Raw genomic sequence first — 14,730 nt, forward strand, 5'->3', positions numbered from 1 at the left:
CCGCCAGCGTTCAATCTGAGCCATGATCAAACTCTTCAATTTAAGTTTGATGCTCGTGAATTAAACTTCGTAATGAATTACGTATGTTCACTCAGAGACTTTGGTATTCATTTAGCGTCTTGCGACGTTTAGAATCCATGTCACTTTGAGTGCCCACACAGATTGTCTGATAAATTGTTAAAGAGCAGTGCAACGCGGCTTTCGCTCACCGTTGCGAGGTCCCGTATAATACGTTTTCCTCATTCAGAGTCAAGCGTTTAATTTCGCTTTTCGCTGTCGGCGTTCATCGCTGAACCCCTGCTGTCCCGGCGGCTTGCGTGCCGTTGTTCCGTGTCAGTGGAGGCGCATTATAGGGAGTTATTCTGAGGTGACAAGAGGAAATGTAAAAAAACTTTCTGACCGTATCTTTTTTCGCCAAAACGCCGGTTAACAAGCCACAAACTGTCCTATTTGCTGTTTTTGCAGTCACAAACACACGCCTGATGGCATACTTAACAGCATGTACTATTAAGGAATAAGAGCGATGCCCTTAAGCGCGCAACAGCTGGCCGCCCAAAAAAACCTCTCTTACGTGCTGGCAGAGAAACTGGCCCAACGCATTCTGGCAGGAAAATATATGCCCGGAAGCATTCTTCCCGGTGAAATGGAGCTGGGTGAACAGTTTGGCGTGAGCCGTACCGCCGTGCGTGAAGCGGTAAAAACCTTAACCGCGAAAGGCATGGTGCTTCCGCGCCCACGCATCGGAACTCGCGTGATGCCTCAGAGCAACTGGAACTTCCTCGACCAGGAGCTGCTCTCGTGGTGGATGACCGAAGAGAACTTCCATCAGGTTGTGGAGCATTTCCTGGTTATGCGTGGCAGCCTCGAACCTCAGGCATGTCTGCTCGCCGCCGTGCAAGGCAGCGCCGAGCAAAAAGCACAGCTTAATACGTTGATGGACGAAATGACCTTCCTGAAGCAGCATTTCAACCGTCAGCGCTGGATTGAAGTGGATATGTCCTGGCACGAGCAAATTTACGCGATGAGTGGAAACCCTTTCCTGACCTCCTTTGCCTCCCTGTTCCATTCGGTGTATCACACCTACTTTGCTTCTATTACTCAGAATGACGTGGTGAAGCTGGACCAGCACCAGGCAATTGTCGATGCCATTCAGGAGAGCGACGGACAGCGCGCTTTACTCGCCTGCCAGGTTTTATTAGCAACACCACACCAACAACCGGACAATCAATGACTGAGAAAAAAGCACGCAGCATGGCGGGATTGCCATGGATTGCGGCAATGGCTTTCTTTATGCAGGCGCTGGATGCCACCATTCTTAACACGGCCCTCCCGGCCATTGCCGAAAGTCTCAACCGCTCCCCGTTGGCGATGCAATCCGCCATCATCAGCTATACGCTGACCGTCGCAATGTTGATCCCGGTCAGCGGCTGGCTGGCGGACCGCTTCGGTACACGTCGAATCTTTATGCTCGCCGTCACTCTGTTTACGCTCGGTTCGCTGGCCTGTGCACTTTCGACATCCCTGGCGGAGCTGGTTGTCTTCCGTATCCTGCAGGGCATCGGCGGCGCAATGATGATGCCGGTCGCACGCCTGGCGCTGTTACGTGCTTACCCGCGCAGCGAGCTTTTACCGGTACTGAACTTTGTGACCATGCCCGGTCTGGTCGGCCCCATTCTCGGGCCGGTTCTTGGCGGCGTGCTGGTCACCTGGGCGAGCTGGCACTGGATATTCCTCATCAATATTCCGATTGGCGTGGCAGGCCTTTGCTACGCCCGCAAATATATGCCGAACTTCACCACGCCAAAACGCAGCTTTGATATGGGCGGCTTTTTCCTGTTCGGCCTGAGCCTGGTGTTGTTCTCCACCGGCATGGAGTTATTTGGCGAGAAAATCGTCGCCACCTGGATCGCCCTTTCTATCATTCTGAGCGGCATCCTGCTTTTCCTTCTCTATATACGTCACGCGCGTCGTCATCCGACGCCGCTGATTTCATTGCTGCTGTTCAAAACCCGAACTTTCTCGGTGGGGATTGCCGGAAACATCGCTTCGCGTCTGGGTACCGGCTGCGTGCCCTTCCTGATGCCGCTGATGCTGCAGGTAGGGTTTGGCTATCCGGCGCTGATAGCCGGGTGCATGATGGCCCCGACCGCCGTCGGGTCAATTCTGGCGAAATCGATGGTGACGCAGATTTTGCGTCGGCTGGGCTATCGTAAAACGCTGGTGGGTGTCACGGTCTTTATCGGTCTAATGATTGCGCAGTTTTCGCTTCAGTCCGCCGCCTTCCCGGCGTGGATGCTGCTGCTCCCGCTCTTTATCCTGGGCATGGCGATGTCTATCCAGTTTACGTCGATGAATACCATCAGCCTCGCGGATCTCACCGACGAAAATGCCAGTGGCGGCAACAGCGTGCTGGCTGTGACGCAGCAGCTGTCGATCAGTTTAGGCGTGGCGGTGAGCGCAGCGGTGCTGCGCGTCTATGAAGGGATGGAAGGGACGAACACGGTTGAGCAGTTCCATTACACCTTTATCACGATGGGCGCACTGACGGTGGTCTCGGCGCTGGTGTTCATGCTGCTCAAACCCAAAGATGGCCGCAATTTGATTAAAGATCGCCACCAGCCGAAACAGAACCGCGTTCCATCAGAACAGGAGTAAGCTGCAAACGTTGCTGCTGAAGTGCGGGCTGTGCCATACGATGAATCAACACATCGATCGCCAGCTCGCCCAGTTCATCTTTCGGCTGATGAATGGTGGTCAGCGGCGGCGTCATAAACTGAGCCAGCTCGATATCATCGTAACCAATCACCGCCATATCCTGGGGAACGCGTAATCCCGCCTGATACAACGCCTGATACGCACCAAAAGCCATCGCATCGTTACCGATAAATACCGCCTGCGGACGCACGTCTTGCGCCAGCAGTTTTTGCATCGCCTCAAAACCACCGTTAAATTCAAAATCGCCGGTGATGCGATATCCGTCCGGAACGGGCAGCCCCGCGCGCTCCATGGCAGCGAGAAATCCCTCGAGACGTAAACGCGCCGGAGTTTTATCCAGCGGCCCGGTAATGCAGGCGATGCGGCTGTAGCCTTTATCAATCAAATGCTGCGTCGCCATATCCCCGCCCAGCAGCGAGTTATCCTGAATCAGATCGCTGGTCCCGTCGAAGGGCGCCCAGTCCATCATCACCGTTGGAACGGAGGGATAGCGCTGCATGATCTCTTTGGAGGGCTGGTGCGTTTCGGTGCACAGAAGCAATAATCCATCGACGCGTTTTTGCATCAGCGTTTCCAGATTACGGTTCATACGCTGTTCGTCGCCCTCGGTGTTACACAGCACCAGGCTGTAACCCCGCTCAAAGCAGCTACGCTCAACGCCGCGCACCAGCTCAGAATAAAACGGGTTAGTACTGGCGGTGATCAACATGCCGATGGTGTGCGTCTGATTAAGCTTAAGACTGCGTGCGAGCGCCGAAGGAGCGTAGTTGAGGTCTTTAATGGCAGCGTCGACTTTTTCCCGTATCGCCTCGCTGACAAAGCGATCGTTATTGATGACATGGGAAACCGTCGAAGTAGAAACGCCCGCCATGCGGGCGACATCTTTCATTGTGGCCAAGCGTTACCTCTGCTGACTCAAAAATTCATCAATCTCTTTGCGCCATGGAACGGAAGGCTGTGCCCCTTTGCGTGTCACCGCAATCGCGGCTGCGGCATGAGCGAAGCGGATGGCATTGTCCAGCGAGCCACCTTCCAGCAGCGCCGTAACCAGCGCACCGTTAAAAGTATCTCCCGCCGCGATCGTATCAATCGCTTTGACCTTAAAGCCGGGAACGCGACGACCTTCGCCGTTGACGCTCGCCCATACGCCACGGCTTCCGAGCGTAATGATGACCGTACCGATACCTTTATCGTGCAGCGCCTGAGCGGCACGCGCCGCGTCGTCATCATTTTCCACGCGAATGCCCGTCAGCTTTTCGGCTTCCGTTTCGTTCGGGGTGATGATGTCCACCAGCGCCAGCAACTCGTCTGATAATAGACGCGCTGGAGCAGGGTTAAGTACGACAGTGGTATGATTTTCATGTGCAATTTTCGCGGCCGCCAGCACGCTTTCGACCGGCGATTCGAGCTGCATCAGCAGCGCTTCGGCGCTGGAGATCAATCCTCGCTGCGCTTCCACGCGTTCGATGGTCAGCGCCGCATTGGCACCCGCATGAATACCGATGACATTCTCACCTTCTGCGTTGACAAAAATCAGCGCCACGCCCGTCGATTCCCCGCCCACCACGCTGACAGGTGAGATATCGATATGGTCGCTCTCCAGCTGTTTACGCACGCGCTCGCCCGTATCGTCATCGCCGGTACAGGCGATAAATGCAATATTAGCGCCGCTGCGACCGGCGGCCACCGCCTGGTTCGCGCCTTTACCGCCGAAAGCCACCTGATACTGATTACCGGTGACGGTTTCGCCAGGCGTGGGGAAAGCATCAAGGTTAAGAATGTGATCGGCATTAATACTGCCAAGGACGACGAGATTAACTGCGGTTTTCATGTTTGAGCTGTCCAGTAAAGATCGCCACCGGTTTTACCCGGTGGCGTATGCCACACTTTTCTTTATTTGTAGTCCCTCAGGCCGTCAGACGACCGCCTGAATCGCCTATTACTGCTTGACGACCAGCTTCAGGTCAACCGGATATTTCGCCTGGACTTTCTCGCCCTTCAGCACTTTATCCGCAGTCTGAACACCCGTCGCACCAATCTGCTCAGGCAGCTGCGCGATGGTTGCCGCCAGTTTGCCATCATTTACGGCTTTCTCACCGTCTGGCGTGCCGTCAAAACCAACCACCATCACATCCGATTTACCGGCAGTCTGCAGCGCACGCAGCGCGCCGAGTGCCATTTCATCGTTCTGTGCGAAGACAGCCTGCACTTCAGGGTGCGCCGTCAGCAGGTTCTGCATAACGTTCAGGCCTTTAGTACGGTCGAAGTCAGCAGGCTGGCTGGCCAGGACGTTAAATTTGTGGGCTGCCACGGCTTGCTGGAAACCTTCGCCACGCTCACGCGCTGCGGATGTCCCTGCGATACCCTGCAGTTCGATCACTTTGGCGCCTTCGCCTGCTTTCTTCGCGATGTAATCACCCGCGATTTTACCGCCCAGCACGTTATCAGACGCGATATGGCTAACGACGTCACCTTTTGTCGCCACACGGTCAAGAGTGATTACCGGGATTTTCGCCTGGTTGGCCATCTTCACGGCGTTACCGACCGCATCAGAGTCGGTTGGGTTGATCAGCAGGATTTTGGTGCCACGAACGGTTAAGTCCTGAACGTTAGCCAGCTCTTTCGCCGGGTTGTTCTGAGAGTCTAGAACCACCAGGTTATAACCCAGTTTGTCGGCTTCTTTCTGCGCACCATCCTTCAGGGAAACGAAGAACGGGTTATTCAGGGTCGAGATGACCAGCGCGATGGTGTCTTTCGCCATTGCGTTCGCACTAACGGTTGCGCTCAGTGCCACAGCAGAAACCAGGGTAGCCAGTTTTTTCATGTTCATATCAGAGATGTCCTGTAGTGTCGTCAGTTACTGTTTTTTGTTGTCTACCAGAACCGCCAGCAAAATCACCACTGCTTTAACGATCATCTGGTAATAGGAGGAAACACCTAACAAATTCAAACCATTATTCAGGAAGCCAAGAATCAGTGCGCCGATCAATGTCCCAACAATGCGACCTTTACCCCCCGCCAGGCTCGTACCCCCCAGTACCACGGCGGCAATCGCATCCAGCTCATAGCCCGTACCCGCTGTCGGCTGCGCAGAAGAGAGGCGCGCCACTTCGATAATACCTGCCAACGATGCCAGCAAGCCGCACAGGGAATAGACAATAATTTTGACTTTATTGACGCTAATACCGGAGAGACGCGTCGCCGCTTCGTTACCGCCCAGCGCATAGATATAACGACCGAGGCGCGTGTGGTGCAGCATGTACCAGGCCGCCAGGAAGACGATACCCATAATCCACACCGGCGTCGGGATACCCAGCGGACGACCAATACCGAACCAGCCAAACAGATCGGCGTTATCGGTAAAGCCGGTATTCACGGGGCTGCCGTTGGTGTACACCATCGTGACACCGCGCAGCAGCAGCATCATCACCAGCGTGGCGATAAACGCCTGCACGCGGCCTTTAGCCACAATCATCCCGGTGACTGCACCCACTGCGGCGCCTAACGCCAGGGCAGCGGCGATAGCCACCAGCGCGTTAACCTCAATCCCTACAATTGAAGCCGCTACCGCGCCGGTGAGCGCCAGCAGAGAACCGACGGACAGGTCGATCCCCGACGTCAGAATAACCAGCGTCATGCCGACCGCCATAATGGCGTTCACGGACGTCTGCTGGAGAATATTGAACAGGTTATTGACGGTAAAAAAGTTCGGGCTCATGGTCGACACAATCGCGATCAGCACCAGCAGCGCAATCAGTGATTTTTGTTCCAACAGCCATGCCTTGGTGAAATAGCGGCGACCAGAAACAGCCTGGGTAGTCATCTTCTTACTCCTGATTCACGCGATTAAGCTTGCCCACAGCGGCAGCCATCAGAACTTCCTGGGTGGCCTGCTCGCGAGTGAATTCACCGCCGAGATGCCCTTCATGCATGACGATAATGCGATCGCTCATGCCTAATACTTCTGGCATCTCGGAAGAGACCAGAATGATGCTCAGACCGTCAGCCTTGAACTGGTTGATCAGCTGATAAATCTCTTTCTTGGCGCCCACGTCAACGCCACGGGTTGGTTCGTCGAGGATCAACACTTTTGGACGCGTCATCAGACCGCGGGCAATCGCCACTTTCTGCTGATTACCGCCGGAGAGCAGGCCGATTGCCTGTTCCATCGACGGCGTTTTCACGTTAAACAGGCGAATAAAATCACTGACCGCCTGCTGTTCGTCTTTGTGCTTCAAGCTGCCGCCGCTGCGGCTGAAGTAGCCCAGCGCCGTCAGGGACATATTCTCTTTCACCGACATCCCGAGCACTAAGCCATCGCGCTTACGGTCTTCGGAGATATAGACGATGCCGTTCGCCAGCCCATCCTGTGGAGAGCGGGTGACAACTTCATGGCCGTCGAGGGTGACGTAACCACTGGTGCGCGGCAGCGCGCCGTACAGCACTTTCATCAGCTCGGTACGCCCGGCCCCCATCAGCCCGGCCACGCCAAGGATTTCGCCCTGACGCAGCGTGAAGGAGACATCGTTTACGCCCGGCCCACACAGATTGTCGACTTTCAGGCGGACAGCGCCCGGCGTTTTGTCGAGACGCGGATACTGTTCTTCCAGCTTGCGCCCCACCATCATCTCAATCAGCGTATCTTCGGTCAGCGAGGAGACCTCGCGCTCGGCAATAAATTGCCCGTCGCGGAATACCGTCACGTCATCGCAAATCTCGAAGATCTCTTTCATGCGGTGAGATATATAGACGATCCCGCGCCCCTGAGATTTCAGCTCGCGGATCACGCGGAACAGGGATTCGGTTTCTGTATCGGTCAGGGCGTCGGTCGGTTCATCCATAACGATGACTTTCGACTCGAAGCTCAGCACTTTGGCGATTTCCACCATCTGCTGATCGCCAATAGACAAGTCGCCTACCAGACGGTCGCTTTTAAAGCGCAGATTCAGCTTCGCCAGTAGAATGTCGGCTTCGGCGTACATCTTTTTCCAGTCGATTTTGCCAAAGCGATTAACGAATTCACGGCCCAGGAAGATGTTTTCCGCAATGGTGAGCTGCGGGATCAGGTTCAGCTCCTGGTGGATAATGCCAATCCCGGCTTCCTGAGAGGATTTAGGTCCGGTGAAGGTCGTCTCTTTCCCCAGCCACAGCAGCGTTCCGGCGTCACGGGCATAAATGCCGGTGAGCACTTTCATCATTGTGGATTTGCCAGCGCCGTTTTCACCCACCAGCGCCATAACGCGCCCGGAGTAAACGTTTAACGCGGCACCGGAGAGGGCTTTTACGCCCGGGAACGATTTATCGATCCCTTTGAGTTGCAATAATGCGTCCATGATGGCCTCAGAACGTGACGCCAGCACAGAGAATGATATTCGCATACGGGGAACACTCCCCGCTGCGAATCACCGCCTGACTGTCTGCGGTTTGTTGTTTGAATTGCTCGTGCGTTGTGTAACGAATTTCTATGGTGTTTCCCTGGTGTTGTTGCAGTTGCTCAATATGGCTGAGCAACGTTTCGTGGAGTTGCGGATTATGTTGTTTGATCTCCGTCGCGAGAATGGCTGCCTCAACCTGCATCTCCGACGTCACCACGCCCAGTACCTGCATAAACGAGGGCACGCCCTGCGTTAACGCCATATCAATACGGGTTGTGCTGCGCGGAACCGGTAAGCCTGCATCGCAAACCACCAGCGTATCGGTATGCCCAAGACGGGAAATAACCGACGAGATTTCAGAATTGAGTACCGTGCCTTTCTTCATTTTCTTGCTCCACTAGCGAAACGTTTCGCTAAAAGAAGTGTAGCCGCAAGAGTGTTCAGAAAACCATCATGACGTAACAGAATTGTGATCAACGTCGAAACGTTTCGCTAAGTGAAATGTGGGGGCATTTCGGGAAGTTTTTTACGTGGTGGCGCCTCGCTTATCTGGCCTACAGTTTCGTAGGGCCGTGCAAGCGAAGCGTCACCGGGAGAAGGTGTTGCGGAGGTTAAATCTCGACCTGCGTCCCTAATTCAATCACGCGGTTAGGCGGGATTTCAAACTGGTCAGGTGCGCGCAGGGCGTTACGCTGCAGGATGAGGTACAGCTTGCCGCGCAGACGCAGATACCACGGGCGTTTGCCGACAATCAGCGACTCGTGCGACATAAAGAACGAGGTTTCCATCATTCGACAGCTCAGCCCTTCCAGACCACAGCGGTGGAACACCTCTTCCACGTTCGGCGTTTCGCGCCAGCCGTAACTCGCCACCACGCGCCAGAAGGTCGGAGAAAGCTGTTCGATCTGCACACGGCGCACGTTGTGGACGTATGGCGCATCTTCGGTTCTCAGCGTCAGCAGGATCACGCGCTCGTGCAGCACTTTGTTGTGCTTGAGGTTGTGCATCAGGGCAAACGGAATCACGTTCAGCGCGCGTGACATATAAACTGCGGTGCCAGGCACGCGCACCGGCGGAGATTTCTCCAGCGAGGCAATCATCGCTTCCAGAGAGTTACCGTGCTCGTGCATACGTCGCAGCAGGCGGAAGCGCTCGCTCTTCCAGGTGGTCATCACCAGGAACATCACCAGCCCCAGGGTCAACGGCAGCCAGCCGCCGGAGACAATTTTGTCGAGGTTTGCTGAGAACAGCGGTACATCGATGCAGAGGAAGCCCACCAGAATCAGCGCAACCAGGAATTTATTCCAGTGCCAGTTCCGGTACGCCACAGTGGTCGAGAGAATCGAAGTCAGCACCATCGTACCCGTCACCGCAATACCGTACGCCGCGGCCAGGTTGCTGGAGTGCTCGAAGCTGACAATCACGATCACCACGGCGAAGTAGAGCAGCCAGTTGATGAACGGAATGTAGATCTGGCCGGACTCCATCTCCGAGGTATGAATGATGCGCATCGGCGACAGATAGCCCAGACGAACCGCCTGGCGCGTCAGGGAGAAGACGCCGGAAATAACCGCCTGAGAGGCAATGACCGTCGCCAGAGTGGCAAGGATAAGCATCGGCACCAGCGCCCAGTCAGGCGCCAGCAGGAAGAACGGGTTCTTGATCGCTTCCGGATGTTTGAGCAGCAGCGCGCCCTGACCGAAATAGTTCAGCACCAGAGACGGCAGAACCACGGTGAACCAGGCCAGACGAATCGGCAGCTTACCGAAGTGCCCCATATCCGCATACAGCGCTTCCACACCGGTGATCGACAGCACCACGGCGCCCAGCGCGACGAACGAAACCGTTTTGTATTCCAGGAAGAAGTGGACCGCCCACATTGGGTTCAGCGCCTGCAGCACTTCTGGGTTGGCGATAATACTGCGCAGACCGAGTGCCGCCAGAATCAGGAACCATGCCAGCATAATGGGTGCAAAGAGTTTACCCACCAGCCCCGTACCGTGCTTCTGAATAGCAAACAGCAGCGTCAGCACAATGATGGCGAGCGGAACGACCCACGTATCCAGCTGCGGCGCAATAATCTCCAGCCCCTCAATTGCTGAGAGCACCGAAATCGCCGGGGTAATCACCACTTCTCCATAGAAGAAGCTGCCACCGATCAGGCCGATAATCACCAGGAACGAGGTCATTTTTGCCGATGTATTACGCCCGGCAAGAGACATGAGGGTCAGGATCCCGCCTTCACCGGCGTTATCCGCGCGCATGACAAAGGAGAGATACTTAACGGAAACCACCAGGATCAGCAGCCAAAAGATGAGTGACAAAAAGCCAAAAACGGCGTCACGTTCAACACCAAAACCAAACTGACCGGACAGACATTCGCGAAGCGTATAGAGCGGGCTGGTACCGATATCACCGTACACAACCCCAATGGCCGCAAGCGTTATAGCGCTTAATGATTGCTTATTATCAGTGCTCATAGACTAGTCTTTTCGTTGTATAACAAATGTGTGCTTAGTCCCTTGGCCCACAAAAAGGCGCACAGTATGCACGATTAATCGCAAGATCGTACCCCTAAATGCAACCCTATTAATGTAGCGCAAAGAAAATAACGCCGCACTTCAGTCTATTACCAGCCCATGCTGAAACGTCTATACTCGCATCAATTAGCTGCGACGACGCCGAAAGGACGCAACACAATTATGGCTCACTCACATTTATTAGCAGAAAGAATTTCCCGTCTCAGCGGTGCGCTGGAGAAAGGCCTTTTCGAACGCAGCCATGCGATCAGGCTCTGTTTGCTGGCAGCGCTCAGCGGCGAAAGTGTGTTCCTGCTCGGCCCGCCCGGCATCGCCAAAAGCCTGATTGCGCGTCGACTGAAATTTGCCTTCCAGAACGCGCGCGCCTTTGAATATCTGATGACCCGTTTCTCCACCCCGGAAGAGGTTTTTGGCCCGCTTTCCATTCAGGCCCTGAAAGATGAAGGTCGCTATCAACGATTAACGGCAGGGTATCTGCCCGAGGCTGAAATTGTCTTTCTGGATGAGATCTGGAAAGCCGGCCCGGCGATCCTGAACACCCTGCTTACCGCCATCAACGAACGTCGCTTTCGTAATGGCGCTTATGAAGAAAAAATCCCGATGCGCCTGCTGGTGGCAGCGTCCAACGAACTGCCTGAAGCCGACAGCAGCCTTGAAGCGCTGTATGACCGCATGCTGATTCGCCTGTGGCTGGATAAAGTGCAGGACAAGTCGAATTTCCGCTCGATGCTGGTGAGCCAGCAGGACGAAAATGAAAACCCGGTGGCGCCGTCATTACAGGTGACTGACGACGAGTACCAGCAGTGGCAGCAGGATATCGGCAAAATCAAACTGCCGGACGCCGTTTTTGAACTGATCTTTATGCTGCGCCAGCAGCTGGATTTATTGCCGGCCGCGCCGTATGTCTCGGATCGGCGCTGGAAAAAGGCGATCCGCCTGTTACAGTCCAGTGCTTTGTTCAGCGGCCGGGATTCCGTCGCCCCCATCGATCTTATCCTGCTGAAAGACTGCCTGTGGCACGATGCGGAAGGGATGCACCTGATGGAACAGCAGCTGGACGTTTTGATGACCGGACACGCGTGGGGGCAGCAGGCAATGCTCAACCAGCTGGGCGCCATCACCCAGCGACGCATCCAGCTTCAGCAGCAGCAAAGCGACAAAACGGCACTGAAGGTGAGCCGTCTCGGCGGGATGTTCTCACGTAAACCGCACTACGAGTTGCCCACAGAGCTGACGGACACGACCCTGACGCTCTTACTCCAGCAGCCGTTAAAACTGCACGATATGCAGGTGGTTCACATCACCATTGAGCGCGAAGCGCTGTCGCAGTGGCTGGATAAAAATGGCGAAATCCGTGGAAAACTCAACGGCATCGGCTTTGCCCAGGTGCTGAACCTGGAAGTGGATACCAGCATGCATCTGGTGATCCGCGATGTGAGCCTGCAGGGTTCACGCCTCGCCCTGCCGGGAAATGCCTCGGATAACGTGCCGGAAGAGATAAAACAGCAGCTTGACGCGCTGGATACGGAGTGGCATCAGCAGCACACGCGCTTCAGCGAACAGCAAAAATGCCTCTTTATACATAGCGACTGGTTGGGTCGCATCGAAGCCAGCCTGCAGGATGTCAGCGCGCAGATCAAACAGGCGCGTCAATGCTAACGCTGGATACGCTCAATGTGATGCTGGCGGTTGGTGAAGAGGGGCTGATTGAAGAGGTCGTCCTGACCTTACTCGCCTCTCCCCAGCTGGCCGCATTCTTTGAAAAGTTTCCGCGCATTAAAAAAGCCGTCACCGACGATATCCCGCGCTGGCGAGATAGCCTGCGCCAGCGGCTAAAAGAGACCGAAGTCCCGCCAGAGCTTACGGAAGAAGTGGCCTGCTACCAGCAGTGCCAGCGGTTATCCACACCGCAATTTATCGTTCAGCTTCCCCAGATCCTGACGCTGCTCGATAAAGTGCACTCCCCGTACGCCGCCCAGGCCCGCAAGCTGGTCTCGGACAACGCCACCTTTACTCCGGCGCTGCATACGCTTTTCCTGCAGCGATGGCGGCTCAGTCTGGTGGTGCAGACCACGTCGCTCAACCAGCAGTTGCTGGAGGAGGAGCGCGATCAGCTGCTCAGTGAAGTTCAGGAGCGGATGACGCTGAGTGGGCAGCTGGAGCAAGTGCTGGTGGAGAACGAAAACGCCGCCGGAAGACTTTGGGATATGAGCGCCGGGCAGATCCAGCGCGGCGACTATCAGTTGATCGTTAAATACGGCGATTTTCTGGCACAGCAGCCCGAGCTGATGCAGCTCGCGGAGCAGCTTGGCCGCTCGCGGGAGGCGAAGTCGGTGCCGAAAAAAGACGCGCCAATGGAAACCTTCCGCACACTGGTTCGCGAACCGGCAACCGTGCCGGAACAGGTCGACGGTTTACAGCAGAGCGATGACATCCTGCGCCTGCTGCCGACAGAGCTGGCGACGCTTGGGATCACCGAGCTGGAGTATGAGTTCTACCGGCGGCTGGTGGAGAAACAGCTGCTTACCTATCGCCTGCACGGCGAATCCTGGCGCGAAAAAATCAGCCAGCGTCCGGTCGTTCATCAGGATTTCGACGAACAGCCGCGCGGCCCCTTCATTGTCTGCGTTGATACATCCGGTTCGATGGGCGGCTTTAACGAACAGTGTGCCAAAGCGTTTTGCCTGGCACTGATGCGCGTCGCCCTCGCCGACCGGCGTCGCTGTTATATCATGCTGTTTTCCAGCGAAGTGGTGGGATACGAACTGACGAGTGAGCAGGGTATCGAACAGGCGATCCGCTTTTTGAGCCAGCGCTTTCGCGGCGGAACCGATATCGCCAGCTGTTTTCGCGCTATCGCAGAACGCATGCAGGGCGGGGACTGGTATGACGCGGATGCGGTGGTCATTTCCGATTTTATTGCGCAGCGACTGCCGGACGACGTGGTCACAAAGGTGAAATCATTACAGCGGGATCACCAGCACCGCTTTCATGCGGTGGCGATGTCGCAACATGGAAAGCCCGGCATCATGCGCATTTTCGATCATATCTGGCGCTTTGATACCGGGTTACGCAGCCGCCTGGTCAGGCGCTGGCGGCGTTAATTAAAGCAGAGAGCCGATGCTTTCACGCACCTGATGCGGCCACACCCCACACTGAACCTGCCCGATATGGGACAACTGCAGCAACAGCATTGTCAGGCGTGACTGGCCGATACCGCCGCCGATAGTTTGCGGCATTTCGCCGCGCAGCAGGGCCTGGTGCCACTCAAGTTTCAGGCGATCTTCATCTCCCGTCACCGCCAGCTGGCGCTTCAGGGCGTCGGCATCCACGCGGATCCCCATGGAAGAAAGCTCAAACGCATCTTCCAGAATCGGGTTCCACACCAGAATATCGCCGTTCAGACCGGCTAATTCTCGCTCGTCGCGGGTGCTCCAGTCGTCGTAATCCGGAGCACGCACGTCATGGCGCTGTCCGTCAGAAAGTTTGCCACCGATACCGATCAGGAATACCGCGCCCAGCTCTTTAGCGATCGCGCGCTCACGGCCTTTGGCATCGAGATCCGGGAAACGGCTCAGTAGATCCTGGCTGTGAACAAAGTGGATCGAGTCTGGCAGGAACGGTGCCAGTCCGAACTCTTTGCTCACCGCCGCTTCGGTTGCTTTGATCCCCGCGTAGATGGCCTCTACAGTGGATTTCAGCGTCCCTAAGTGACGTTCCCCATCACCCATTACACGCTCCCAGTCCCACTGGTCAACGTAAACGGAGTGGATGGCCGTCAGGCGGTCTTCATCGGGGCGAAGGGCTTTCATGTGCGTGTAAAGCCCTTCGCCCGCGCTGAAGTCGTGTTGTCCCAGTGTCTGACGCTTCCATTTCGCGAGTGAATGAACCACTTCGAACTGGGCGTCTGGCAAGGTTTTCACTTTTACCTGTACCGCTTTTTCGCAACCAGACAGGTTGTCCTGCGTCCCATCGCCGACGCGGCTCAGAATCGGAGCCTGGACTTCAATGAGGCCAAGTTTCTCTTCAAGCTGACGTGAAAAATGGGATTTAACGAAACTGATCTGGCGTTGTTTTGCGATGTAAGCGGTTTTCATTTT

12 protein-coding genes are annotated in these 14,730 nt (G+C 55.6%); 4 read left to right on the top strand and 8 right to left on the bottom strand.

The window, feature by feature from the left end; genetic code table 11:
- The first annotated feature begins 523 nt into the window (after positions 1-523).
- Complete coding sequence (locus tag C0560_RS00005; RefSeq protein WP_107702591.1) at positions 524-1,231, top strand: FadR/GntR family transcriptional regulator; 708 nt, start codon at positions 524-526, stop codon at positions 1,229-1,231.
- A complete protein-coding gene (mdtD, locus tag C0560_RS00010; RefSeq protein WP_100778315.1) occupies positions 1,228-2,655 on the top strand; it encodes a multidrug transporter subunit MdtD in 1,428 nt (475 codons plus the stop codon). Before C0560_RS00005 ends, mdtD begins: the two co-directional genes overlap by 4 nt.
- Here the strand turns inward: mdtD and rbsR are convergent.
- From rbsR to kup, 7 genes are all read right to left on the bottom strand, one after another.
- Entirely contained in the window at positions 2,603-3,613 is a 1,011-nt protein-coding gene (rbsR, locus tag C0560_RS00015; protein WP_100778314.1) for a ribose operon transcriptional repressor RbsR, read from the bottom strand. The two genes, mdtD and rbsR, sit on opposite strands and share 53 nt — an antisense overlap.
- Positions 3,614-3,616: 3 nt before the next feature.
- Positions 3,617-4,546, bottom strand: a complete 930-nt coding sequence (gene rbsK, locus C0560_RS00020) for a ribokinase (protein ID WP_102105138.1) — start codon at positions 4,544-4,546, stop codon at positions 3,617-3,619.
- Between the two features lie 108 nt (positions 4,547-4,654).
- Complete coding sequence (rbsB, locus tag C0560_RS00025; RefSeq protein ID WP_100778312.1) at positions 4,655-5,545, bottom strand: ribose ABC transporter substrate-binding protein RbsB; 891 nt, start codon at positions 5,543-5,545, stop codon at positions 4,655-4,657.
- A gap of 27 nt (positions 5,546-5,572) precedes the next feature.
- Positions 5,573-6,538 carry a ribose ABC transporter permease gene (gene rbsC, locus C0560_RS00030; RefSeq protein WP_100778311.1) on the bottom strand — a complete coding sequence of 322 codons (966 nt, stop codon included), beginning with the start codon at positions 6,536-6,538 and terminating at the stop codon, positions 5,573-5,575.
- 4 nt (positions 6,539-6,542) lie between these two features.
- Positions 6,543-8,048 (bottom strand): ribose ABC transporter ATP-binding protein RbsA, encoded by a 1,506-nt coding sequence (rbsA, locus tag C0560_RS00035; RefSeq protein ID WP_107702587.1) that lies wholly within the window; start codon positions 8,046-8,048, stop codon positions 6,543-6,545.
- 7 nt (positions 8,049-8,055) lie between these two features.
- Positions 8,056-8,475, bottom strand: a complete 420-nt coding sequence (gene rbsD, locus C0560_RS00040; protein WP_102105134.1) for a D-ribose pyranase — start codon at positions 8,473-8,475, stop codon at positions 8,056-8,058.
- Between the two features lie 226 nt (positions 8,476-8,701).
- Positions 8,702-10,570, bottom strand: a complete 1,869-nt coding sequence (kup, locus tag C0560_RS00045; protein ID WP_100778308.1) for a low affinity potassium transporter Kup — start codon at positions 10,568-10,570, stop codon at positions 8,702-8,704.
- 222 nt (positions 10,571-10,792) lie between these two features.
- On the opposite strand from kup, the gene ravA reads away from it, so the two are divergent.
- Positions 10,793-12,289: an ATPase RavA gene (gene ravA, locus C0560_RS00050; RefSeq protein ID WP_100778307.1), complete on the top strand. Its 1,497-nt coding sequence runs from the start codon at positions 10,793-10,795 to the stop codon at positions 12,287-12,289.
- Positions 12,283-13,734, top strand: a complete 1,452-nt coding sequence (gene viaA / locus C0560_RS00055) for an ATPase RavA stimulator ViaA (protein WP_248859367.1) — start codon at positions 12,283-12,285, stop codon at positions 13,732-13,734. Before ravA ends, viaA begins: the two co-directional genes overlap by 7 nt.
- Here viaA and asnA read toward each other — a convergent pair whose 3' ends face one another.
- Positions 13,735-14,727 (bottom strand): aspartate--ammonia ligase, encoded by a 993-nt coding sequence (gene asnA, locus C0560_RS00060; protein WP_102105131.1) that lies wholly within the window; start codon positions 14,725-14,727, stop codon positions 13,735-13,737.
- Positions 14,728-14,730 lie beyond the last annotated feature (3 nt).

The organism is Lelliottia sp. AC1, assembly GCF_023278595.1.
GTDB lineage: Bacteria > Pseudomonadota > Gammaproteobacteria > Enterobacterales > Enterobacteriaceae > Enterobacter > Enterobacter nimipressuralis.

Bases quoted from the DNA above. Each gene is read 5' to 3' on its own strand.
- rbsC (WP_100778311.1), bottom strand. From the start codon at position 6,538: ATGACTACCCAGGCTGTTTCTGGTCGCCGCTATTTCACCAAGGCATGG.
- rbsA (WP_107702587.1), bottom strand. From the start codon at position 8,048: ATGGACGCATTATTGCAACTCAAAGGGATCGATAAATCGTTCCCGGGC.
- ravA (WP_100778307.1), top strand. From the start codon at position 10,793: ATGGCTCACTCACATTTATTAGCAGAAAGAATTTCCCGTCTCAGCGGT.
- rbsD (WP_102105134.1), bottom strand. From the start codon at position 8,475: ATGAAGAAAGGCACGGTACTCAATTCTGAAATCTCGTCGGTTATTTCC.
- viaA (WP_248859367.1), top strand. From the start codon at position 12,283: ATGCTAACGCTGGATACGCTCAATGTGATGCTGGCGGTTGGTGAAGAG.
- rbsK (WP_102105138.1), bottom strand. From the start codon at position 4,546: ATGAAAACCGCAGTTAATCTCGTCGTCCTTGGCAGTATTAATGCCGAT.
- rbsB (WP_100778312.1), bottom strand. From the start codon at position 5,545: ATGAACATGAAAAAACTGGCTACCCTGGTTTCTGCTGTGGCACTGAGC.
- C0560_RS00005 (WP_107702591.1), top strand. From the start codon at position 524: ATGCCCTTAAGCGCGCAACAGCTGGCCGCCCAAAAAAACCTCTCTTAC.
- kup (WP_100778308.1), bottom strand. From the start codon at position 10,570: ATGAGCACTGATAATAAGCAATCATTAAGCGCTATAACGCTTGCGGCC.
- asnA (WP_102105131.1), bottom strand. From the start codon at position 14,727: ATGAAAACCGCTTACATCGCAAAACAACGCCAGATCAGTTTCGTTAAA.
- mdtD (WP_100778315.1), top strand. From the start codon at position 1,228: ATGACTGAGAAAAAAGCACGCAGCATGGCGGGATTGCCATGGATTGCG.